This is a genomic window from Nocardioides sp. InS609-2 (genome assembly GCF_023208195.1).
In the GTDB taxonomy this organism is placed as follows: domain Bacteria; phylum Actinomycetota; class Actinomycetes; order Propionibacteriales; family Nocardioidaceae; genus Nocardioides.
On the sequence record NZ_CP060034.1, the window covers coordinates 350,448 to 372,705 of the forward strand.

Sequence of the window (22,258 nt, forward strand, 5' to 3'; positions counted from 1 at the left end):
GCCTGAGGCGGCCCCCGACGTGACTCCCGAACCGGCTCATGAACCGGTCGAGCGCAGCCATCGGGTCTGGACCGTGCCCAACATGCTGAGCATGCTCCGGCTCGCCGGGGTGCCGCTGTTCCTATGGTTGGTGCTGGGCCCAGAGGCCGACGGCTGGGCGCTGGCGCTGCTGATGGTCTCCGGCGTCACCGACTATCTCGACGGCTACCTCGCCCGCAAACTGAACCAGTTCTCCAGCGTGGGCGAGATCCTCGACCCGGTCGCCGACCGGCTCTACATCCTCGCGGTCGTCATCGGCCTTGCGCTGCGCGACATCATCCCGTGGTGGGTGGCGATCATCCTGCCGCTGCGCGATGCGCTGCTGTGGGGGCTGGTGCCGTTCCTGCGCACGCGTGGCTACAGCTCGCTACCGGTGCACTTCCTGGGCAAGGCCGCCACGTTCAACCTGCTGTACGCGTTCCCGCTGCTGCTCCTCGGTGACGGCGAGGGCACCGTCGCGACGCTGGCCCAGGTCTTCGGCTGGGCCTTCGCCTTCTGGGGGATCGGTCTCTACTGGTGGGCGGGAGTGCTCTACGCCTGGCAGGTCCGCAAGCTGCTGGCCGAGCCCCGATGAGCCAGCAGCTGCCCGAGCACGTCACTCTTCCGCTGCTGGCCAAGATCACCCAGCAGTCGATGGACGAGGACTACCAGCACGTGGCCCGGGCCCGAGCCGCCGGTGCCGAGCCGCCCGAGTCAACGACCACACGGGCCTTCAGCGCGATCGTCGTCGCCGTCTTCGGCACGCTCGTCGCGATCGCCGGAGTGCAGACCGCCCGCAACGCCGACACCGACGCGGTGGGGCGCTCGGCGCTGATCTCGCGGATCCAGGACGAGAAGACCCAGCTCACCACCATCCAGGACCGGGTCGGTGAGCTCGTGGCCGACAACGCGACGTCCGACAAGTCACTGCGGAGCATGCGCACACGCCAGGCAGACCTGGCCTCCCGCGTACGCCGCCTCGAGACCCGCACGGGTTTCGGACCGGTCACCGGCAAGGGTGTGGTGGTCACCGTCAACGATGCCGAGAACGGCGACGAGACCCAGGTGGTGCGTGACGACGACCTCGCCATCCTGGTCGACGGGCTGTGGGCCGCCGGCGCCGAGGCGATCGCCATCAACGGGCAGCGGCTCACGGTGCTCACCTCGATCCAGAACTCCGGTCGAGCCATCCACGTCAACACGCGGCCCCTCGCTCCGCCGTACGTCGTGGAGGTGATCGGCAACCAGGACACCCTGCCGGCGAGACTGCTGAACACCGCTCATGGCGCCGCGTGGTACGCGCTGGCCCGGAGCTTGGCCTTCCGTTTCTCGATGGACAATGATGACAAACTGACCCTGCCGGCAGCACGGCTGCTGCCGCTGCGGCAGGCCCAGACCGGATCGGCCGCGGACCTCGCGGGCACGCAGAAGGAGGCACTCCCGTGATCGCCGCGCTCGGACTGCTCTTCGGCATCGTCGCCGGGCTCCTTCTCCAGCCCGACGTGCCGCTCGGTCTCGTGCCCTACCTGCCGATCGCGGTGGTGGCCGCGCTCGACGCCGTGTTCGGCGGTCTGCGTGCGCTCCTCGACGGGATCTTCGACGACAAGGTGTTCGTCGTGTCGTTCCTGAGCAACGTCGTGATCGCCGCCGCGATCGTCTACCTCGGTGACCAGCTCGGTGTCGGCGCCCAGCTCTCGACCGGTGTCATCGTCGTGCTCGGAATCCGGATCTTCTCCAACGTCGCCGCTATCCGAAGGCACCTGTTCCATGCGTGACGAGACTCCCGACGTCCCCGAGCAGGAGCGCCCCGACACCGGGCGCGACCGGCTCGTTCGCGCCCTCATGAAGCCGTCGCGGTCGCAGGCCGTCGTGGGTGTGCTCCTGGCGGCCCTCGGGTTCGCCGCGATCGTGCAGGTGCGCACCAACCAGCTCGACGACACCTACAGCGGTCGCCGCGAGCAGGACCTCATCGAGATCCTCGGTGGCCTGACCGGCACGTCGGACCGGGCCCGCCGCGAGATCTCGCGCCTCGAGGACACCCGCAACCAGCTGCAGTCCGACACCAGTGCCCGCAGTGCCGCCATCGAGCAGGCCGAGGCACGGGTCGAGACCCTCAACATCCTGGCCGGACTGGTGCCCGTCACCGGGCCCGGTCTGCGCATCACCATCACCGAGGAGACCGGCCGGGTCAGCATCGACTCGCTGCTCGACACGGTGCAGGAGCTGCGCACCGCGGGGGCAGAGGCGATGGAGTTCAACGACGAGGTCCGGCTCGCCGCCGAGAGCTCGTTCAACGACATCGACGGCAACCTCGAGGTCGACGGCCAAACGCTCGAGGCGCCGTACGTCCTCGAGGTGATCGGGGAGCCGCACACCCTGCACAGCGGACTCACGTTTCCGAGCGGTCCGATCTCCTCGCTGGAGACACAGGACGGCTCCAGGGTCGATGTCGAGGAGCTCACCTCAGTCGACATCGAGAGCATCCGCACGACCGACCGACCGGAGTTCGCACAGCCCGGTGACGGGCAGTAGCCTCACCGGCAGCAGCACTCGTTTGCACGTGTCCAGATGACCTCATTCTCAGGAGCAGGCATGTACCCCGAGGACCTGAAGTACACCGCCGAGCACGAGTGGGTGCGCAGCCCCGGCGACCACGAGGGTGCCGTGCGTGTCGGCATCACCCACTTCGCGCAGGACGCGCTGGGCGACATCGTCTACGTCTCCCTGCCCGAGGTCGGCGAGGTCGTCACCGCCGGCGACACCTGCGGTGAGCTCGAGTCGACCAAGTCGGTCAGCGACATCTACGCACCGGTGAGCGGCCAGGTCGTGGGCCGCAACGAGGCGCTCGACGCGACTCCCGAGCTCGTCAACAACGATCCGTACGCCGGAGGCTGGCTATTCGAGGTGGTCCCCGACGACGCCGCCGCGGTCGACGGTCTTCTCGACGCCGCGAGCTACCAGCAGCTCCTCTCCTGACGCGTCCCTTCCCGTACCGACGGGGTTGTCGCGGCTGATAGGTTCGAGACAACCTTCACCCTCAGCCCTTGATTGAGGGTTTGCGGTGACATCACGATCCTGAAGCGGAGGAAGACATGCCGTTCTGTACGGCCTGCGGCAAGCAGAACCCCGACGACGCGCGCTTCTGCGCGCAGTGCGGCACGCCCATCGCCGCCGCTGCCGACGCGGCACCCGCCGAGGCACCGGGGGAGCAGACCGCCACCATCACGTTCGGCAACCCGCCGGAGCGTCCAGGGGAGCGGCCCGCAGAGGCCACCGACCGGCAGCTCAGCGCCGTCGACGCCGCCGCGGTCGACGCGCTGCCCACCGGACATGCCTTGCTCGTCGTGCAGCGCGGCCCCGGTGCGGGCAACCGCTTCCTCCTCGACACCGACCTGGTGACCGCTGGTCGCCACCCCGAGTCCGAGATCTTCCTCGACGACGTGACGGTGTCGCGTCGGCACGCCGACTTCCGTCGTACGGGCTCGTCGTTCAGCGTCTCCGACGTCGGCAGTCTCAACGGGACCTACGTCAACCGCGACCGGATCGACTCCGTCGACCTCACCGACGGCGACGAGGTGCAGATCGGCAAGTACCGCCTCGTCTTCTTCTCCGGGCACGTCAGCGGCTGACCCGTGGCTCCCTCTCCGTCGGCCGGCTCGTCGCCCGGAGCCGCTGGCTCGACCGCCGGTCGCGCCCGGATGACGATCGGGCAGGTGCTCGACCAGCTCCGGCCCGACTACCCGGGCATCACCATCCCCAAGATCCGGTTCCTCGAGGACAAGGGGCTGATCAAGCCCGAGCGCACCCCGTCGGGCTACCGCAAGTTCGCCGGTGACGACATCGACCGGCTGCGCTACATCCTGCGCATGCAGCGTGACCACTACCTGCCGCTCAAGGTGATCGGTCAGCACCTCGACGCCATCGACCGGGGGCTCGAGCCCCCGCCCATCGACTCCGTGGTGCCCACGGTCCCGAAGGTGTCGCTCACCAGCGATGGGCTGCCCTCGCCCGAGTCGTTCGCCCGGCGCTCCGACGTACGACTCTCGCGGCGTGAACTGCTGAAGATCGCCGAGGTCAGCGACGAGCTGCTCACCCAGCTCGAGCAGTTCGGCCTGGTCTCCGCACGTACGGGCACCGGCCACTACGACACCGACGCCCTGGTGATCGCGGAGACCGCGCGCGAGCTCGCGGAGTTCGGCTTCGAGCCCCGCCACCTGCGCGCCTTCAAGACCGCCGCAGACCGCGAGGTCGGCCTCGTCGAGCAGGTCGTGGCACCGCTCAAGCGCGGCCGCGACGCCGCGGCCAAGGGCCGCGCCGACGACGTCACCAGCGAGATCGCGGCCCTGTCCGTGCGGTTGCACGCGACGTTGGTCAAACAGGGCCTCGAGCGCATCTGATCTGCCCACCTCGCGCCAACCGGGCCGGAGTAGGGTTCTGGACGTGCGCGAACTCGATGTCATCGGAGTACGGGTCGAGATGCCCTCCAACCAGCCGATCGTGCTGTTGCGCGAGGTGACGGGGGAGCGATACCTCCCGATCTGGATCGGCGCGGTCGAGGCGACTGCGATCGCCTTCGCCCAGCAGGGTGTGACGCCGCCCCGGCCGCTGACGCACGACCTGATGAAGGACCTGCTCGAGGCCACCGGCACCGAGCTCACCGAGGTCCGTATCACCGAGGTCAAGGACGGCGTCTTCTACGCCGCTCTGGTGCTCGGCGGCAGCACGCAGGAGGGCACCGAGGTCAGTGCCCGGCCCTCCGACTCCATCGCGCTGGCGTTGCGCACCGGCGCCCGGATCGTGTGTGCCGAGGAGGTCCTCGACGAGGCCGGTCTGGCCGTTCCCGCGGAGCAGGAGGACGAGGTCGAGCGGTTCCGGGAGTTCCTCGACCAGGTCACGCCCGAGGACTTCGAGACGCAGTGAGTGTGGGCAACGCTCACCCTCCACCTGAGGTTGAGGGTTGCGACACGCCGTCGCGTGCGTTGACCACCCTCCGGTAGAGGCTTACCTTGAACTGTCTTCGATGTAACTCCACCGTTGTTGTTGCACCTTCCCCGCAACCGACGTTCCTCTGAAGTTACGCACAGCGAAGTAGACCGTTGGAGGATCGCCGTGGGCGTCAACGAGAACGAACAGGACAAGGCGGCTGCTGCCAAGGCCGCCGAGGCGGTCGGCCTGGCCGACGAGCAGGGCCTGCTGTTCACCGACGATGTCTCGACGCTGCCCAGCGACACCGGCTACCGCGGCCCGACGGCCTGCAGCGCGGCCGGCATCACCTACCGCCAGCTCGACTACTGGGCCCGCACCGGCCTGGTCGAGCCCACCGTGCGCGGAGCCAAGGGCTCCGGCTCTCAGCGCCTCTACTCCTTCCGCGACATCTTGATCCTCAAGGTCGTCAAGCGGCTGCTCGACGCGGGCATCTCGCTGCAGCAGATCCGCGTCGCCGTCGCGCACCTGCGTGAGCGTGGCACCGACGACCTGACCCGCGTCACCCTGATGAGCGACGGCGCCTCGGTCTACGAGTGCACCAGCAATGACGAGGTCATCGACCTGCTCCAGGGTGGCCAGGGTGTCTTCGGCATCGCCATCGGTGGTGTCTGGCGCGAGATCGAGGGCACGCTCGCGGATCTGCCCAGCGAGCGCACCGCCGAGATCGCCGACCCCGAGGCCATCTCGGCCATCTCGGCCAGCGACGAACTGGCCGCTCGCCGCGCCGCCCGCAGCGCCGGCTGACCTCGCTGGTAGATTCGTCCCTGCTGACCATCCCGCGCGGGAGAGTCACAGCACCGCCCTCTCACCGGGGGCGGGGGCGTGCGCCGAAGGGGCAATTCCTCCCCGGAACCTCTCAGGCACCCGGACCGCGCGGAGCAGGCAACTGTGAAGCACCGGCCGCCCGACGGGCCGGCGTGACAGAGGGGGAGGGGACCAGTCACCCGACTCTGGAGACCCCCCTTGACCAGTTCTGAGACCCCGCCCGAACGCCTCACTCTCGCTGAGCTCGACGCGGCACTACCGTTCGTCGACCGGCACATCGGCCTCGACGACGATGCGGTCACGACCATGCTCAAGGTGGTCGGGTTCGACTCGCTCGACGACCTGATGGCGGCCGCCGTACCCGGTGGGATCCGGCAGAGCGCCTCACTCGACCTGCCGGCGCCCCTCACCGAGGAAACCGCCGCGCGCGAGCTGCGTGCGCTGGCCGCGAGCAACCGGCCCGCCGAGGCGATGATCGGGCTCGGCTACCACGGCACGATCACCCCGCCGGTGATTCGGCGCAACGTGCTCGAGGACCCGTCCTGGTACACCGCGTACACGCCGTACCAGCCGGAGATCTCCCAGGGCCGCCTCGAGGCGCTGCTCAACTTCCAGACCGTCATCGGTGACCTGGCCGGTCTGCCGACGGCGAACGCGTCCTTGCTCGACGAGTCCACCGCGGCGGCCGAGGCGATGACGCTCGTCCGACGCGCCAACCGCAAGGCCAGCGGGCCGTTCGTGATCGACTCCGACGCCCTGCCTCAGACCATCGACGTCGTGCGCACGCGCGCCGAGGCGATGGGCATCGACGTGGTCGTGGCCGACCTCAGCGAAGGCCTGCCCGAGGGCGAGCTGTGCGGAGTGCTCGTGCAGTACCCCGGTGCGTCCGGCCGGATCCTCGACCCCCGCGCGGTGATCGAGGAGACCCACGCCCGCAACGCCCTGGTCGTCGTGGCTGCCGACCTCCTGGCGCTCACCGTGCTGGAGTCGCCCGGAGAGCTGGGCGCCGATGTCGTCGTCGGCTCCTCGCAGCGCTTCGGAGTGCCGTTGTTCTACGGCGGTCCGCACGCCGGCTACATGGCTGTCTCGGCGGGCCTCGAGCGACACCTGCCCGGCCGGCTCGTCGGAGTCTCGGTCGACGCCGAGGGTCGACGCGCCTACCGGCTCGCCCTCCAGACCCGCGAGCAGCACATCCGTCGCGACAAGGCGACCTCCAACATCTGCACCGCGCAGGTGCTGCTGGCCGTCGTCGCCTCGATGTACGCCGTCTACCACGGCCCCGTGGGCCTGGCCGCGATCGCGACCCGCACCCACCGCTACGCGGCCCTGATCGACAGTGGCCTGCGTGCGGCCGGTCTCGATGTCGTCAACGAGAGCTTCTTCGACACGCTGACCGTGGCCGTGCCCGGGCGGGCTGCCGACGTGATGGCGGCCGGGCGCGCGCTCGGGCTGCACCTTCGCTTCGTGGACGCCGACCATGTCGGTCTCTCCACGTCCGAGACCACCACGCGGTCCACGGTGACCAGCGTGTTCGAGGCGTTCGGGGTGACTGCCGACTTCGACGCACTCGACGCCGAGGGCGACGACGCGTTGCCGTCGCAGCTGCGCCGGGCGACGCCGTACCTCACGCACGAGGTCTTCTCGGCCCACCACAGCGAGACGCAGATGCTGCGCTACCTGCGCCGGCTGTCGGCACGCGACTACGCGCTCGACCGCGGCATGATCCCGCTCGGCTCCTGCACGATGAAGCTCAACGCCACCACCGAGATGGAGCCGGTGAGCCTGCCGGGCTTCGCCGACCTCCACCCGTTCGCTCCGGCCGAGGACGCCGAGGGCTACCTCCGGCTCGTCGCCGACCTGGAGGGCTGGCTGGCTGAGGTAACCGGCTACGACCAGGTGTCGATCCAGCCCAACGCCGGCTCGCAGGGTGAGTTCGCGGGGCTGCTCGCGATCCGTGGCTACCACCGCGCCAATGGCCAGGAGGCCCGCAACGTCTGCCTGATCCCGTCGTCGGCGCACGGCACCAACGCCGCGTCCGCGGTGATGGCCGGCATGAAGGTGGTCGTCGTCAAGGCGACCGACGACGGATCCATCGATCTCGACGACCTGCGCTCGCAGTGCGACGAGCACGCAGGCGACCTGGCCGCGATCATGGTGACCTACCCGTCGACGCACGGTGCCTACGAGGACACCATCGGTGAGCTGTGCGAGATCGTGCACGGCCACGGCGGGCAGGTCTACGTCGACGGCGCCAACCTCAACGCGCTGCTCGGCTTCGCCCGGCCGGGTGAGTTCGGCGGCGACGTCTCTCACCTCAACCTGCACAAGACGTTCTGCATCCCGCACGGCGGCGGTGGTCCGGGCGTCGGTCCGGTGGCCGTGCGCGCGCACCTCGCGCCGTACCTCCCGTCGCACGCGCAGCACCCCGAAGCCGCCAAGCGTGAGGGCATCGGTCCGATCAGCGCCGCGCCGTACGGCTCGGCAGGCATCCTGCCCATCACCTGGGCCTACATTCGCCTGATGGGTGCCGCCGGTCTGACCCGCGCCACCGCCTCGGCTGTGCTGTCGGCCAACTACGTCGCAGCCCGCCTCGGCGAGCACTTCCCGGTGCTGTACCGCGGCCACGGCGGACTGGTCGCCCACGAGTGCATCCTCGACGTGCGTGGCCTCACCAAGGACACCGGCGTGAGTGTCGACGACGTCGCCAAGCGGCTGGTCGACTACGGCTTCCATGCACCGACGATGTCGTTCCCGGTGGCCGGGACGCTGATGGTCGAGCCCACGGAGTCCGAGGACCTCGGCGAGATCGACCGCTTCTGCGACGCGATGATCGCCATCAAGGGCGAGATCGACCGCGTGGGTGCGGGCGAGTGGAGCGCCGACGACTCACCGTTGCGGCATGCACCCCACACCTCGCGGGCCTTGGTCGGCGAGTGGGAGCGCCCGTACTCCCGCGAGCTCGCCGTGTTCCCCAGCGGCATCGACCCCGACAAGTACTGGCCGCCGGTCGGGCGCATCGACCAGGCGTACGGTGACCGCAACCTGGTCTGCGCGTGCCCGCCGCCGGAGGCCTTCGCGGAGTGACCGGCGCTTCCGGGTCAGGTTGTCTAGACCTCTGGAACGAGGGATTGTCACTGCACATCCCCGGTTCTAGCCTGCCCGAAGGGCTCGGGGGAGCCCGAGGGTCCCGCCACGGACCGGGGAGAGGGTGAGTGGCATGCAGTCCGGAGCACAATGTTCGGAGAGATCCGGTGCTCGGGTCACGGTGACCATGGAGATGGTGGGGGCGCCGTGATCCGGTTCTACTCGTTGAAGGCGAGCGACGACGAAGCGCTCGACGTGCTCGTGCCGCGGCAGAAGTTCCAGACCGTGACCGAGGCGATCGAGCCCGACCCCGCACCTGATCCCGCGGAGATCAGCGCGCCTGGCTGACCGAGCTCATGTTGAAGTCGGGCACACGCAGCGCCGGCGTCGCCGTACGGCTGAAGTAGTCGTCGCCCCATTCACGGCTGAAGCTCGGGACGGTCGCCGATGCGTGGCTGAACCTGGTGAGCAGGTCGACCGGGCTCTCGTTGAAGCGAAAGTTGTTGACCGCGCCGGTGATCTCGCCGTTCTCGACGAGGTAGACGCCGTCGCGCGTCAGGCCGGTCAGCAGGAGGGTCTGTGGATCCACCTCGCGGATGTACCAGAGGCAGGTGAGCAGGAGCCCCTTCTGGGTGCCGGCGACCAGGTCGTCGATGCTGCCCGTCGCTCCGTCGACCTCGAGCACGAGGTTGTCGACCATCGGCGTGACCGGCTGCCCGGTCATCGCCGCGCTGTGACGGGTCTGGAGGAGGGCGCCGAGGTTGCCGCCGGAGACCCACTCAGTGCGTGCGAGTGGCAGGCCGTTGTCGAAGACGGACTCGGTGTTGTCGGAGGAGCCGGCGACGTTGAAGGGTGCGCACTCGAGACCGGGGTAGGCCGGGTCGGAGAACAACGTGACCTCGGGGCGCACCAGCAGCTCGCCGATGCGGGTGCCACCGCCGCGGCGGCTGAACACCGACTGACCCTCGTGGGCGACCCGGGCGCCGGCGCTCCAGTAGGCGTCGACCATCATGTCGGCGACCGCGGTGGGAGGCAGGATCGTGTCGTAGCGACCGGCAGGCAGGTCGACCTGGTGGGCACCCCAGCCCAGGCGGGTGGCGACCTCGGCCTCCATGGCGAGCGCGTCCACGTTGGCGAAGTCGCGGGTGGCGCCGCCGACCCAGGCGCTCTGCCCGAGATCGGCCGTCTTGCCGGTGCACGCGTAGTGGCCGGTCGGCTGGACGTGGCGCAGCCGCAGGCCGGTGCTCGAGCCGAGGTAGGTGGTGGTGAGCTCGTGGTTGACGAAGCCGTAGAGCACCCGGTGGCCGTCGCCGGCGCGCCCGAACGCCTCGCCGAGGGCTGGCGCGAACGCGTCGTACACGTGGATGTCGGTGGTGACGGGTGCGTCGTCCCAGTCGGCGGCGGCATCGCCCGTGACGAGGTCGGCGGCGTCCTCGGCCGGCGAGGCTGCGCGCGCCGCGGCATCGGCCGACTCGACCAGCGCGGTGACCTGCTCGGGACTGCTGGCCGAGCCGCTCATCGAGCCCGATCCGGCACCGACGAACGAGATCACCGTGACCGACACGGCATGCATGACGCCGTTGGTGGTCAGGGTGTTGTTGGCCCAGCGCAGGTTGGCGCTGGTCTCGTTGCGGACGATCGCGATGCAGTGGTCGGCACGCGAGGTCGCCAGCGCGTGCTCGACGAGCTCTTGCGGGGTGCTGGTCATCAGTTGCCTGCCTCGTCGCTGGTGTTGAGGATGCGTACGCCGCGGAACAGCGCGGTCGGACAGCCGTGGCTGACCGCCGCGGTCTGCCCGGGTTGGGCCTTGCCGCAGTTGAAGGCGCCGTGGAGCTCCCACGTCTGCGGGCCGCCGACGGCTTCCATCGAGCCCCAGAACTCGGTCGTGGTTGCCTGGTACGCCGCGTCGCGGACCTGGCCGGCGAGCCGGCCGTCCTCGATCCGGTAGAAGCGCTGACCCGTGAACTGGAAGTTGAAACGCTGCATGTCGATCGACCACGACTTGTCGCCCACGACGTAGAGACCACGGTCGACCTCGCCGATCAGCTCCTCGGTCGTGGGTCCGTCGGGCGCCGCCTGGAGTGAGACGTTGGCCATCCGCTGGATCGGGATGTGGCCCGACGAGTCGGCGTAGGCGCAGCCGTTGGATCGGCCGCCGTTGAGCTCGGGCTTCATCTGCCCCATCGAGCGGTCGAGCTGGTAGCCCACCAGGATGCCGTCCTTGACGATGTCCCACGCCTGGGTCTCGACGCCCTCGTCGTCGTAGCCGATCGTCGACAGGCCGTGCTCGACGGTGCGGTCACCGGTGACGTTCATGACCGGCGAGCCGTAGACCAGCGAGCCGAGCTTGTCGTAGGTCGCGAACGACGTGCCGGCGTAGTTGGCCTCGTAGCCGAGCGCGCGGTCGAGCTCGGTGGCGTGCCCGATCGACTCGTGGATCGTCAGCCACAGGTTGGAGGGGTGGATGACCAGGTCGTAGCTGCCGGCCTCGACGCTGGGTGCGGCCAGCTTCTGGGCGAGCAGCTCGGGCACCTCGGCCAGCTCGGCAGCCCAGTCCCAGCCACCGTCGCTGAGGTACTCCCAACCACGGCCGACCGGCGGTGCGACACTCGACATGGAGTCGAAGACGCCGGTCGCCTCATCGCTGCCCATGGCCTCGAACGTCGGTTGCAGCCGGACCCGCTGCTGGGTGGTCCGGCTGCCGGCGAGGTCGGCGTAGAACTTGTTCTCGTGCACCTGGAAGAGCGACGCCGACGCGTGCTCCACGGCGCCGTGCGCGGTCAGCGTGTTGGTCCAGTCGATCAGCACGCCGGCCTTCTCGGCAGTCGGCACCTCGAGCGGGTCGACGTCGTACGCCGACACCCAGGTCACGTCGTCGTAGACCGGCTCGGGGGCGAGCTCGACCGGTGCCGTGGTCATCGCCGAGGCGACCTCGGCCACCGCCACCGCGGCCTCCGCGACCCGACGCGCCTCGTCGGCGGTGAGGATCACCCCGCTCGCGAAACCCCACGCGCCACGGTGGATCACCCGGACGGCGAAGCCGAGGTCCTCGGCGTCGGTCGCTCCCTGGAGGTTGCCGTCGCGCACGCCGAGGTACTGGTAGCGGACCCGCTCGAAGCGGAAGTCTGCGTGCGTCACACCGAGGTCGCGCGCGTGTCCGAGCGCGACCTCGGACAGGGCGCGGTAGGGGAGCGCGGCGAAGGTGGGATCGATGCCCTGATGGCTCATGGGCCGAACCTATCCGACAGATAGGGTCGCGCCCATGACCTCTCCGGCCTGGCTCGGCATCGGCGCCCAGCGTTCGGGTACGACGTGGTTCACCGACCTGATCTGCCAGCATCCGTCGGTCGGGCTGGGAGCGAACGGCAAGAAGGAACAGCACCTGCTGCACAAGGTCGGTGACGGTGTCGAGCCGCTGTCGGCGTACCTCGATCTCTTCCCTGACGACGAGATCCGTCGGGGCGAGTGGACCCCGCAGTACCTGCGGCACTCCTCTGCGCCCTTCACGGCCTCCCGGGTGCTGCCCGCCGATGCGCCGGTGCTCGTGATGCTGCGCGACCCCGTCGAGCGCTTCCTGTCCGCGATGCGGCTGGCCGCCACGCGCGCCACTTCGCCGTGGCCTTACCCGGTGCCGATCACGGTGCAGACCTTCAGTGGCTTCTATGCCGACCAGCTGGCGATGTGGGCCAACGCGGTGGGGCGCGAGCGGATGGTCGTGATGGTCTACGAGCAGGTACGCCGCGAGCCGCAGGCCGCGGTCGACGCGCTCTGGTCGCGGCTGGGCCTCTCGGCCGTGTCGTTGACGGACATCGACCGGCCGTCCCGCTCGAGCAGCCAGGCGTCGTGGACCCCGCCCGAGGGCCTGGTCGAGTCGTTGGGTGTGCTCTATCGCCCGCAGGTGGCCCGGCTCGAGCGCGACTGGGGGCTCGACCTGGGTGGCTGGCCGACGGCGACGTAGGTCGGGCCCGGGTCAGCCGCATTGTCAGCCCCTTTGTCAGCCCCGGCCCGCCTCGACCCGTGAGCCGGAGCGCGCCTTGATGACGCGCAGCTGGGTGGGGATGCGGTCGCGCATCTCGGCGACATGGCTGACGACGCCGACGACCCGGCCACCATCTCGTAGGGCGTCGAGGGTGTCCATGACGTCGTCGAGGGTGTCGGCGTCGAGCGAGCCGAAGCCCTCGTCGACGAACAAGGTGTCGAGATCGGCGCCGCCGGCCTCATGGGCGATGACGTCGGCCAGGCCGAGGGCCAGGGCGAGGGAGACGACGAACGTCTCGCCGCCCGAGAGGGTCGCCGGGTCTCGGGTGTCGCCGGACCAGTCGTCGCGAACGAGCAGGCTCAGGCCACCTCGGGTCTCGCCGGCTCCGCGCTGGCCGGTGTGCTCGAGGGAGTAACGCTGGTCGCTCATCCGGCGCAGCCGGTCGTTGGCCGCCGCGACGACCTGGGAGAGCCGGTAGGACAAGACGTAGGCGGACAGCCTCATCTGCAGCCGGTTGTCGGCTGACTTGCCGTCGACGAACGAGGACAGAGTGGTAGCGACCTCGAGCTGGTCGCGCATCGGGGACCAGCCCGTGAGGGCGGTCGCGAGGTCGGCACCGAGGCTGGCGAGACGTTCGACCCGGCGGCGGTCACGATCGTGGCGGCTCTTGGCGCGGCCGGCGTCGGCCGAGGCGAGATGCCAGGCCTCGGCCAGCCGGTCGACGTCGGGGGCCGGCTGCTCGGCCGCGGCCAGAGACTCGGCATCACCCACCACTCCTCGCGCGGTGGCCAGCGCCTCGACGTGGCGCTCGATGTGGCCGGTGAGGTCAGCGAGCTCTTCGTCGTCGAGCAGGCAGGCGCGAGCCTCGCCGGGATCGGCCAGCCCGTGTGCGGCGAGCGCGTCGCGGAGCATGCTCCGATGACCGTCGAGGGTTTCGCGGGCGCGTGTGTCGGCCCGTTGGGCGTCGGCTGCTGCCGCCGCGAGGAGGGCAACCCGGTCGGACTGGCGCAGCAGCTCGTCGAGGTCGTCGTGACCGGTCCCCGCGAGCTCGGCGTCGATAGCGGCCAGCGCATCGGCCTCCTCCTGCAGGAAGCCGGATCGTGTGTGGTCGAGGGCGAGGAGATCGGCGTCGAGCTTGCGCAGTGACGCGTCCGCGTGCTCGCGCTCGGCCTCTGCTGCCGCGACCGCTGCTGCTCGGGCGTCGAGGGCCGCCGCGTCGGCGCGCAAGGCGGCGACCCGGGCCGCGACGGCCGCTGCGGCGGCGGCGAGATCGTCGTCGGTCGAGCCGGCGACCTCACGGTAGACAGCGAGCTGGCTGGAGACCTCGCGGACCCGGTTGGCATGGGCGTGCTCGACGGCCTTGGCCGTCTCGACTTCCTTGTGTGCAGCGCGCTCGGCCACGGCGTCGGTGGCACCAGGACCTGCTGCCGCCTTGTGCGGGTGCTCGGCCGAGCCGCAGACCGGACAGCACGCCCCCACGGCGAGCTGGCCGGCGATCTCGGCGGCCATGCCGGTGAGGCGCTGCTCGCGCAGGTCGAGCCAGCTGGCGGTGTGCGAGTGGAGTGTGTCGACGGCCTGGCGATGGGCCGCACCCACCTCGGCGAGCACCGAGGTCAGTCGCTGGACCTCGGCCCGGGCAGAGCGCCTTCGCTCGATCGTCGTCAGTTCGAGCTCGGTGGCGGGCAGGGTCTCGCAGGCCACCTGCGCCGTGGCGTGCGCGGCACGCAGGTCGCTGATGCGACCGGGCAGCCCGGCCAGGTCGCAGCGCGCAGCATCCAGGCGCGCGACGAGGGTTTCGCGTCGGTCGTCGAGGGCCTCGACCTCGCGGCGCACGGCGTGGCAGCGGTCGCGACGCGGAAGCAACGCCCGGCCGCGGGCCCCCGTCTCGAGCGCCTGCCGACGGTGGCGCTCGGCCTCGGCGATGTCGATGGTGCTGGGCTCGCAGTCGAGGCAGGTGGCGAGATGTCCGCTGACAGCGGCGGCATCGCGCGCCGCGACCGCCGCCTCCTCGGTCGCCCGGTCGGACAGGTCGAACAGTGGCGCGAGCGTGGCGGCGCGGCTGGCCGCCTCGAGTCGCTCGCGCCGCTCGGCCTGGGTCTCTGCCTCAGCCTCGAGAGCTTCGAGATCGCGGACCGCAGCGAGCCGCCGGGCCTGGCTCCGCGCGAGCGCCCGACCGGCGGCCAGAGCTTCGGCGATGGCGGCCTCGGTGGCAGCGGCTCGCTCGGCGCGGGCCGTCGCCTCGAGTTGGGAGGCATCGGCGTCACCGGCGACGGTGTCGAGCCAGGGACTGATGGCCGGAGCGACGCCTTGGAGGTCGTGCAGGTCCCACTCGGCGGGGAACGCGACATCGGCGGCCTCGCCGAACCGCTGGAGCAGATGGGCGATGCGGTCGTGCTGCTCGCGCGACTGATGACGAAGGGCGAGCCGGTGGTCGCGCAGCCAGCGCTCCATCTGTTCGAAGCGACCGGTGCGGAAGAGCCGCTGCAGCAAGGCGTGCCGCTCCTCGGAACGGGCCCGCAGGAACGCCTGGAAGCGGCCCTGCGGCAGCATCGCCACCTGGCAGAACTGGGTGAGGGTCATGCCGAGGAGCCCGGTGACCAGGTGCCCGGCCTCGTCCATGCGGGACGTCAGCGGCACCCACTCGCCGTCGACCCGCTCAATGAGCGTCACCGAGGCCTGTTGGACGGTAGTGCCGGTGCCGCGTCGCTTGGGCCGCTCCCACGCCGGCGCCCGCGCGATGCGGAAGCGGCGCCCGGCCAACGTCGCCTCGAGACAGACGCGCGGCGCGAGCCCGGGCTCGGCATGGTCGGACCGCAGGCGCTTGGCCGCGCCGCGGTCGCCGGGTACGTCGCCGTACAACGCGAAGCAGACCGCGTCGAGCACGCTGGTCTTGCCGGCCCCGGTGGCACCGGAGAGCAGGAAGAGCCCGGCCTCGGAGAGGGCGTCGAAGTCGACGGTGACCTCGTCGGCGAACGGGCCGAAGGCGGTGACCTCGAGGGTGTGCAGGCGCATCAGCCGGCCTCAGCCACAGGTTGGGTGGCGTGCAGCGCATCGGCGTCGGGGTCGTCGCGACAGGCGTCATGGGCGGCGAGGAGCAGCGCCGCCTCGGTGGCGCTGGCGGGCGCGCCGCGCAGATCGGCCACGAAGTCGAGGGCGATGTCGTGGTCGGAGCGGCCGTGCACGCGCGACTGCGGGGTGTCGTCGCCCGACTCACCCAGCGGCTCGAACGCGATGACCAGCGTGTGCGGGAAGCGAGTCCGCAGTCGTTCCATGGCGCGCAACGGACGGGGCAGGTCGGTCAGTGTGACCTGAACCCAGTCGTCGGTGTGCGCGGCCAGGGACGGATCGTTCAGGAGAGCGTCGATCTCGCCGTGCAGGCGAGCCAGCCGCCGCGGGACGGGGGCTTCGACGAACCGGGCGCCCGCGATGCCGGCTGCGTCGAGGTCGACCAGCCAGGAGCCCTTGACGTGAGCCTGCTCGGAGAAGGAGTAGGCCAGCGGGGAGCCGCTGTAGCGGACGTGGTCGGTCAACGTGTGCCGGCCGTGGAGGTGGCCGAGGGCGACGTAGTCGATGCCGTCGAAAGTCGAGGTTGGCACCAGCGAGACACCACCGACACTGATGTCACGCTCCGACTCGGACGGCTCGGCGCCGGCCACGAACGCATGGGCCAGCACCACCGATCGGGCGTCGCGGCCGGCCAGGTCTGCGCGCACGCGCCGCATTGCCTCACCCAGGGCGGCCTCGTGCGAGCGAGCAGGCAGCTGCCAGGGCTCACGCAGCGCGTCGGGGTCGAGGTAGGGCAGCGCGTGGATGGCCACCTGGCCGTGCTCGTCGTCGAGCAGCACGGGCGTGCCGACGGTGGCCGGGTCGGTGCGGATGTGGACGCCGGCGGCGTCGATCAGCCGGGAGCCGAAACCCAGCCGCAGCGCGGAGTCGTGGTTGCCGCTCGTGACGACCAGCCGCGCCCGCGACGCAGCGAGGCGGGCGAACGCGTCGTCGGCCAGCCGAACGGCGTCGACATGGGGGAGTGCTCGGTCGTAGACGTCACCTGCGACCAGCACGACGTCGACCCGTTCGCGCTCGACGACCTGGAGCAGGTGGTCGACGAAGGCAGCCTGGTGCGCCAGCATGCCCTCCCGGTGGAAGGACCGGCCGAGATGCCAGTCGGAGGTGTGGAGCAGGCGCATGTGACGAACCTAGACGCGGTCACCGACACCGCGGCGTACCCACGCCGTCAGGTGTAGCGCACGCAGCGTTCGCCGCGGGTGAAGCCGTAGAGGACCAGACCGGAGTCGCGTGCGAGCTGCGCCGACAGACTGGTGGGAGCGCCGACCGCGACCAAGGATCCGACCCCGGCCGAGACCGCCTTGTGGACGAGCTCGAAGCCGGCGCGGCCGCTCACCAGCAGGCACGACGCCGCCGCGGACTCGTCCGCCAGCACCCGCGCGCCTGCGACCTTGTCGACGGCGTTGTGCCGGCCGACGTCTTCACGGACGACGAGGAGCGTGCCGTCGGGTTCGCAGAGCGCGGCAGCGTGCACGCCACCTGTGCGTGAGAACACCAACTGATGCTCGCGCAGGGCCTCCGGCAGCCGTCGTACGACGTCGGGGCCTGGCACCTCACCCGCCCACCGGACAGCCCCGGGCGGCACGTCGAGCGCCGCATCGATGCTGTCCTTGCCGCAGACACCGCAGGCCGACGACCCCGTGGCCGACGTGTCGTGGCGCAGGCCGGGGTCGCGCGCCGGCGGCTCACGCAGGGAGAGCGTGACGACGTTGAACTCCTGCTCGCGCGCCAGGGCGGTGTCGGTGCAGTAGGCCACGCTGGCCAGATGTTCCGAACCCAGCCCGCCGCCGCGCAGGAGCCCCTCGTGCGTGGCCCACCCCGCCGCGAGCTCGAAGTCGTGACCGGGGGTGCGCATGGTGACCCACACCCGGTGCGCCGGCATACCCGGCCACTCGAGCCTGATCTCGAGCGGTTCCTCGGTGGCGAGACGGTCCTCGCGCCGCGAGACCGCGTCGCCGTCGTACACCTCGACCTTCGTGCGGGTCGTGGGCCCGGGACGGCGGGCGAGATCGGTCATGAGGGGCCGCCGTACGCCTTCGTCACCGCGATCCGGCGCGTGAGCTCGTCGGTCATGTCGACGAGGCCACGACGCACGGTGAGGTCGAGCACTCCGCCGGCGATGAGCAGCTCGGCGTGCGCCACGACGTCGTCCGAGAGCGCGGTGATCGGGAAGAACGAGCGCACCGCGTCGCCCAGAACCCACCCCGCGTGCACCTGTTCGAGGCCGACGAGGGCGTCGAGATAGCGCTGCGCGTACTCGTCGGTGAGGTGCTCCTGACCGACCCGCCACATGCCGAGGCCGGCCGACTCGAGCTCGTAGTTGGGCACGCCCGCCTCGCCCGTGAATCGCTGCCACGCCCACGCCTTGGCCTCGGCGTCCGGCATCGACGCCACCGCACGGGAGTGTTCGACGCTCGACTTGGCCGTCGGCTCGGCAGCAAGCGCGTCGTCGAGCTCGTCGCGGGTCGCCTCGCCCATCGACGCCAGCGCGACGAGGATCTTCCAGCGCACGTCGAGGTCGACCTCGATCCCGTCGGGCACGTCCTCCGCGAGCCAGCCGCGCAGGGTGCGGGCGTCGGTCGCGCTGCTGATCGCCGACTGGAACGCCGACAGCTGCAGCGTCGAGCCCGGCTCGCTCGACGACGTCTTGGTCACCATCACCTGGTGGATGCGGGCGAGCGACGCGAGCGGCTCGTTGGACAGCGCGGCGGCCTTGCCGATCGCCCACGGCATCGTGAACGACACGGCGTCGTCACTGTCCTCGACCGGCATGCCCGCCTCGACCAGGTCGATGACGTCGGCCGGGTCGATGGCGGCGTTGTGGAAGGCGCTGCGCACGTTGTTCCAGATGCCCGAGCGCAACCGGGCGTCGTCGGTGGTCGGCAGCGCAGCCTTGAGCAGCGACACCGTCTCGGGGTCGGGCTGCACGAGCGCCCAGCTGTCCTCGAACGGATCGAGTACGACGGCCGCCCCAGCAGGCGCACTGAAGGGAGTGCTGTCACCGGCGACCGTGAACGGCTCGACCTTCCATGCCTCACCCGGTCTCGCGGTCGCGACCCTCAGTGCATGCGACCGATCGGCCGGATGCCCGGCCGGCGCGGTGCGGCGGATCACCGAGGCCTCGCGGTCGAGCACGATCGCGTCCGGGCCGGCGGTGCGCAGCCATGACGACGTGAACTCCGACAGGTCACCCGCCCCGGACTTCTCCCAGGACGCGAAGAGGTCGTGCATGGTGGCGTTGCCGAACCGGTGGGTTTCGAAGTGGTCGATGGCGCCCTTGAAGAAGACGTCGTCACCGATCCGGGCGTTCAGCTGCTTCAGGATCGAGGAGCCCTTGGCATAGGAGATGCCGTCGAAGTCCTGCAACGCGACCGTGGCGTCGAAGGCACCGTTGCCGGCGACCGGGTGGGTCGACGGTCGCTGGTCGGCGACGAGTCCCCACTGGCGGCGGGCGTAGGCGTTGTGGGTCCACGCGTCGTCGTACTCGGTGACGTCGGCCGTCACGCGGTTGCCCATGTACTCGGCGAAAGACTCGTTGAGCCAGAGGTCGTCCCACCACGCCGGCGTCGTGATGTTGCCGAACCACTGGTGGGCCATCTCGTGCGCCAGTGTGGTGGCGCGCTGGATGCGCAGGCCGCGGGTGACGCGCGAGCTGAAGATCAGCGGGTCGCGGAAGGTCACGCAGCCAGGGTTCTCCATGGCGCCGGCGTTGAACTCCGGCACGAACGCCTGGTGGTAGTTGCCGAACGGGTAGCGGATGCCGAACAGCCGGTGGAACTCGTCGAAGCACTGTCGCGTCATCGTGAACAGCTCGTCGGCGTCCTTGTCGAGGTCGGCGGCGATCGACGCCCGGGAGCTCAGGCCGAGCGGGATCCCGTCGTGCTCGTCGGTGACCAGGTGGTACGGCCCGGCGACGAGGGTGACGAAGTAGGTCGACAGCGGCTGTGTCTGCTCGAACTCCCAGACGCCCGGCTCGACCTGCTCGCCCGGTGCGTTGCCGATGACGACCCAGTCGCTCGGCGCCACCACGTGGAACGTGTACGGCGCCTTGAGGTCGGGCTGGTCGAAGCACGCGAAGATCGTCGGGGCGGCGTCCATGAAGCTCATCCCGTAGATGTAGTGCCTGCCGTCGGCCGGGTCGACGGAACGGTGCAGGCCCTCGCCGTCGTTGCGGAACGGCATCACCGCGTCGACGACGAGCTCGTGGGTGCCCGCCGTCGTCTCGATCGGCAGCCGGCCGCGGTCGAGGGTGTCGGGGTCGACGGACGCGCCGTCGTACGTGATGGTCCTGACGCTGACCGGCTTGAGGTCGACGAAGGTCGGCCCACCGCGAGAGCTGAAGCGGATCGTGGTCACCGACGAGAACGTCGCGTCGTCGGCCGCGAGGTCGAGGCGGACGTCGTACGACTCGATGTCGAGGAGGGCGCGGCGCGCCTGCGCCTCGGTGTGCTGGAGAGACTGTGTGGGAGAGGTCACAGGCTCACTCTAGGAGGTGGTTCCGAGCGTCGGATCGCGGCGCATGACCAACGCGATGCCGCCGGGTCGACAGGCGGTCTACGGTGTCGTCATGGGTGCGCACGACGATGCCGACCACCCGCTGCTGGCGACGATCCGCGAGGCGGTGATCGGCGAGGACCACGTGATGGCGACGCCGTACGGGCGCCGTCGGGTCACCTATGCCGACTACACGGCGTCAGGCCGGGCGCTGACCTTCATCGAGGACTTCATCCGTGACCAGGTGCTGCCGTCGTACGCCAACACGCACACCGAGTCGAGCGGCACCGGCCTGCAGACCACGCGGTTGCGCGAAGAGGCCAGGGACATCATTCGTACGGCGGTCGGTGGTGACCACGAAACCGTCGTCGTGTTCACCGGCTCCGGCTGCACGGCCGCGATCGCCAAGCTGATCGGCATCCTCGGCCTCCGGATCCCGTCGACCCTCGACGACCTGCACGGCCTGAGCGATCACATCGCGCCGGGCGATCGCCCGGTGGTGTTCATCGGGCCCTTCGAGCACCACTCCAACGAGGTGCCGTGGCGCGAGACGGTCGCCGACGTCGTGACGATCCGGCAGGACGCCGACGGTCACGTCGACCAGGCCGACCTGCGTGACCAGCTCGAGAAGTACGCCGACCGGCCGCTGCGCATCGGCAGCTTCTCGGCGGCTTCGAACGTCACCGGCATCGTGTCCGACACCGCCGGCATCTCCGAGCTGCTCCACGAGTACGACGCGCTGAGCTTCTGGGACTTCGCGGCCGCCGCGCCGTACGTCCAGATCGAGATGAACGCGCCCGCCGACCGACCGGGCGCCTTCAAGGACGCGATCTTCCTCAGCCCGCACAAGTTCATCGGCGGGCCCTCGACACCGGGCGTGCTGGTGGCGCGGCGCGAGCTCTTCGCCAACCGGGTGCCCGACGTGCCCGGGGGAGGCACCGTCGCCTACGTCAACGCCGACGAGCACAGCTATCTGACCGATCCCGCCCACCGCGAGGAGGGCGGCACCCCGGCGATCATCGAGGCGGTGCGGGCCGGGCTGGTGTTCCAGCTCAAGGACGCCGTCGGCGTCGAGACGATCCGGGCGAGTGAGGAACGGCTACTGCGCCGGGCGGTAGAGACCTGGCGCGACGAGCCCGGGGTCGAGCTGCTCGGCAACCTCGACGCCGAGCGCCTCTCGATCGTGTCCTTCATGGTGCGCTCGCCCAGCGGTCGCTACCTGCACCACAACTACGTCGTGGCCCTGCTCAACGACCTCTTCGGCATCCAGTCGCGCGGCGGCTGCTCGTGCGCGGGCCCCTACGGCCATCGGCTCCTGGGCATCGACATCGAGCGCTCGCACGCCTTCGAGCGGGAGATCACCGGCGGCTGCGAAGGCATCAAGCCCGGCTGGGTGCGGATGAACTTCAACTACTTCGTCTCCGAGCCGGTCAGCGACTACCTCATCGAGGCGGTGCGGCTCGTCGCGCGCGACGGCTGGCGGCTGCTCGGTGACTATCTCTTCGACCCCGCGACCGGACGCTGGCGACACCGCGAGGGCCTGGTCGAGCCGCCGCTGTCGCTGCACCGCATCCGGTACGCCGACGACGGCAGCTTCTCGATGCCGTGTGCCCGTGACGTCGGGGGAGTGGAGCTACTGGCCCAGCACCTGCTCGACGCCGTACGCATCCTCGACGCGGCCACTCCGCCGCCCCTCGACGAGCACCCGGCCAACGTCAGCGCCGACTTCGAGCACCTGCGCTGGTTCGACCTGCCGAAGGATGCCATAGCCGTTCTGTGACCCCCATCTCGTGGGGCACATCACCCTTGAAACGGTCACAGGTCATTAATTGTCATCGTAGACTGTAATAGTCGCAAAAGCGATGC

19 protein-coding genes and 1 riboswitch are annotated in these 22,258 nt (G+C 70.3%); of the genes, 13 read left to right on the forward strand and 6 right to left on the reverse strand.

Annotated elements, in window-relative coordinates:
- Nucleotides 1-19 precede the first annotated feature (19 nt).
- The 11 genes from H4Q84_RS01875 (at nt 20) to H4Q84_RS01925 (ending at nt 9,201) form a co-directional block, all read left to right on the forward strand.
- Nucleotides 20-613 carry a CDP-alcohol phosphatidyltransferase family protein gene (locus H4Q84_RS01875; RefSeq protein WP_349238416.1) on the forward strand — a complete coding sequence of 198 codons (594 nt, stop codon included), beginning with the start codon at nt 20-22 and terminating at the stop codon, nt 611-613.
- Entirely contained in the window at nt 610-1,464 is an 855-nt protein-coding gene (locus H4Q84_RS01880) for a DUF881 domain-containing protein (protein ID WP_248581717.1), read from the forward strand. The genes H4Q84_RS01875 and H4Q84_RS01880 overlap by 4 nt, the downstream gene beginning before the upstream one ends.
- Entirely contained in the window at nt 1,461-1,793 is a 333-nt protein-coding gene (locus H4Q84_RS01885) for a small basic family protein (protein WP_248581718.1), read from the forward strand. The genes H4Q84_RS01880 and H4Q84_RS01885 overlap by 4 nt, the downstream gene beginning before the upstream one ends.
- On the forward strand, nt 1,786-2,550 hold the full coding sequence (locus H4Q84_RS01890; RefSeq protein WP_248581719.1) for a DUF881 domain-containing protein: 765 nt from the start codon (nt 1,786-1,788) through the stop codon (nt 2,548-2,550). The genes H4Q84_RS01885 and H4Q84_RS01890 overlap by 8 nt, the downstream gene beginning before the upstream one ends.
- A 60-nt stretch (nt 2,551-2,610) precedes the next feature.
- Nucleotides 2,611-2,994, forward strand: a complete 384-nt coding sequence (gcvH, locus tag H4Q84_RS01895) for a glycine cleavage system protein GcvH (protein ID WP_248581720.1) — start codon at nt 2,611-2,613, stop codon at nt 2,992-2,994.
- A 116-nt stretch (nt 2,995-3,110) separates the two neighbouring features.
- Nucleotides 3,111-3,647 carry an FHA domain-containing protein gene (locus H4Q84_RS01900; protein WP_248581721.1) on the forward strand — a complete coding sequence of 179 codons (537 nt, stop codon included), beginning with the start codon at nt 3,111-3,113 and terminating at the stop codon, nt 3,645-3,647.
- Nucleotides 3,648-3,650: 3 nt separating this feature from the next.
- Nucleotides 3,651-4,415 (forward strand): MerR family transcriptional regulator, encoded by a 765-nt coding sequence (locus H4Q84_RS01905; RefSeq protein ID WP_349238398.1) that lies wholly within the window; start codon nt 3,651-3,653, stop codon nt 4,413-4,415.
- Between the two features lie 43 nt (nt 4,416-4,458).
- The gene (locus H4Q84_RS01910; protein ID WP_248581722.1) at nt 4,459-4,938 is read left to right on the forward strand and encodes a bifunctional nuclease family protein; all 480 of its coding nucleotides are present in this window, start codon (nt 4,459-4,461) and stop codon (nt 4,936-4,938) included.
- A 252-nt stretch (nt 4,939-5,190) separates the two neighbouring features.
- Nucleotides 5,191-5,748, forward strand: coding sequence for a MerR family transcriptional regulator (locus tag H4Q84_RS01915; protein ID WP_248583589.1), 558 nt, complete (start codon nt 5,191-5,193; stop codon nt 5,746-5,748).
- A gap of 27 nt (nt 5,749-5,775) precedes the next feature.
- Nucleotides 5,776-5,886: riboswitch (glycine riboswitch) on the forward strand.
- A 159-nt stretch (nt 5,887-6,045) separates the two neighbouring features.
- Complete coding sequence (gene gcvP, locus H4Q84_RS01920) at nt 6,046-8,853, forward strand: aminomethyl-transferring glycine dehydrogenase (protein ID WP_282580338.1); 2,808 nt, start codon at nt 6,046-6,048, stop codon at nt 8,851-8,853.
- Nucleotides 8,854-9,060: 207 nt separating this feature from the next.
- Nucleotides 9,061-9,201, forward strand: a complete 141-nt coding sequence (locus H4Q84_RS01925) for a hypothetical protein (protein WP_248581723.1) — start codon at nt 9,061-9,063, stop codon at nt 9,199-9,201.
- Here H4Q84_RS01925 and H4Q84_RS01930 read toward each other — a convergent pair.
- The gene (locus H4Q84_RS01930; protein WP_248581724.1) at nt 9,185-10,561 is read right to left on the reverse strand and encodes a metallopeptidase TldD-related protein; all 1,377 of its coding nucleotides are present in this window, start codon (nt 10,559-10,561) and stop codon (nt 9,185-9,187) included. The genes H4Q84_RS01925 and H4Q84_RS01930 overlap by 17 nt on opposite strands.
- Nucleotides 10,561-12,081 (reverse strand): TldD/PmbA family protein, encoded by a 1,521-nt coding sequence (locus H4Q84_RS01935; RefSeq protein WP_248581725.1) that lies wholly within the window; start codon nt 12,079-12,081, stop codon nt 10,561-10,563. Before H4Q84_RS01935 ends, H4Q84_RS01930 begins: the two co-directional genes overlap by 1 nt.
- Before the next feature lie 34 nt (nt 12,082-12,115).
- On the opposite strand from H4Q84_RS01935, the gene H4Q84_RS01940 reads away from it, so the two are divergent.
- A complete protein-coding gene (locus H4Q84_RS01940) occupies nt 12,116-12,811 on the forward strand; it encodes a sulfotransferase (RefSeq protein WP_248581726.1) in 696 nt (231 codons plus the stop codon).
- Between the two features lie 36 nt (nt 12,812-12,847).
- Here H4Q84_RS01940 and H4Q84_RS01945 read toward each other — a convergent pair whose 3' ends face one another.
- Genes H4Q84_RS01945 through pepN form a run of 4 tightly spaced genes read right to left on the reverse strand, consistent with a single transcriptional unit; the run spans nt 12,848 to nt 20,374 of the window.
- A complete protein-coding gene (locus tag H4Q84_RS01945; protein ID WP_248581727.1) occupies nt 12,848-15,844 on the reverse strand; it encodes an SMC family ATPase in 2,997 nt (998 codons plus the stop codon).
- A complete protein-coding gene (locus tag H4Q84_RS01950) occupies nt 15,844-17,019 on the reverse strand; it encodes an exonuclease SbcCD subunit D (protein ID WP_248581728.1) in 1,176 nt (391 codons plus the stop codon). Before H4Q84_RS01950 ends, H4Q84_RS01945 begins: the two co-directional genes overlap by 1 nt.
- Before the next feature lie 47 nt (nt 17,020-17,066).
- A complete protein-coding gene (locus tag H4Q84_RS01955; RefSeq protein WP_248581729.1) occupies nt 17,067-17,915 on the reverse strand; it encodes a formate dehydrogenase accessory sulfurtransferase FdhD in 849 nt (282 codons plus the stop codon).
- Nucleotides 17,912-20,374 (reverse strand): aminopeptidase N, encoded by a 2,463-nt coding sequence (gene pepN, locus H4Q84_RS01960; RefSeq protein WP_248581730.1) that lies wholly within the window; start codon nt 20,372-20,374, stop codon nt 17,912-17,914. Before pepN ends, H4Q84_RS01955 begins: the two co-directional genes overlap by 4 nt.
- 43 nt (nt 20,375-20,417) lie before the next feature.
- Here pepN and H4Q84_RS01965 point away from each other — a divergent pair, with 43 nt between their 5' ends.
- Nucleotides 20,418-22,172: an aminotransferase class V-fold PLP-dependent enzyme gene (locus H4Q84_RS01965; protein WP_248581731.1), complete on the forward strand. Its 1,755-nt coding sequence runs from the start codon at nt 20,418-20,420 to the stop codon at nt 22,170-22,172.
- The last annotated feature ends 86 nt before the right edge of the window (nt 22,173-22,258 follow it).

Coding starts and splice junctions, on each gene's coding strand:
- H4Q84_RS01945 (WP_248581727.1), bottom strand. CDS start 15,844: ATGCGCCTGCACACCCTCGAGGTCACCGCCTTCGGCCCGTTCGCCGAC.
- H4Q84_RS01935 (WP_248581725.1), bottom strand. CDS start 12,081: ATGAGCCATCAGGGCATCGATCCCACCTTCGCCGCGCTCCCCTACCGC.
- H4Q84_RS01950 (WP_248581728.1), bottom strand. CDS start 17,019: ATGCGCCTGCTCCACACCTCCGACTGGCATCTCGGCCGGTCCTTCCAC.
- gcvH (WP_248581720.1), top strand. CDS start 2,611: ATGTACCCCGAGGACCTGAAGTACACCGCCGAGCACGAGTGGGTGCGC.
- H4Q84_RS01940 (WP_248581726.1), top strand. CDS start 12,116: ATGACCTCTCCGGCCTGGCTCGGCATCGGCGCCCAGCGTTCGGGTACG.
- H4Q84_RS01890 (WP_248581719.1), top strand. CDS start 1,786: ATGCGTGACGAGACTCCCGACGTCCCCGAGCAGGAGCGCCCCGACACC.
- H4Q84_RS01880 (WP_248581717.1), top strand. CDS start 610: ATGAGCCAGCAGCTGCCCGAGCACGTCACTCTTCCGCTGCTGGCCAAG.
- H4Q84_RS01900 (WP_248581721.1), top strand. CDS start 3,111: ATGCCGTTCTGTACGGCCTGCGGCAAGCAGAACCCCGACGACGCGCGC.
- H4Q84_RS01955 (WP_248581729.1), bottom strand. CDS start 17,915: ATGACCGATCTCGCCCGCCGTCCCGGGCCCACGACCCGCACGAAGGTC.
- H4Q84_RS01930 (WP_248581724.1), bottom strand. CDS start 10,561: ATGACCAGCACCCCGCAAGAGCTCGTCGAGCACGCGCTGGCGACCTCG.
- H4Q84_RS01965 (WP_248581731.1), top strand. CDS start 20,418: ATGACCAACGCGATGCCGCCGGGTCGACAGGCGGTCTACGGTGTCGTC.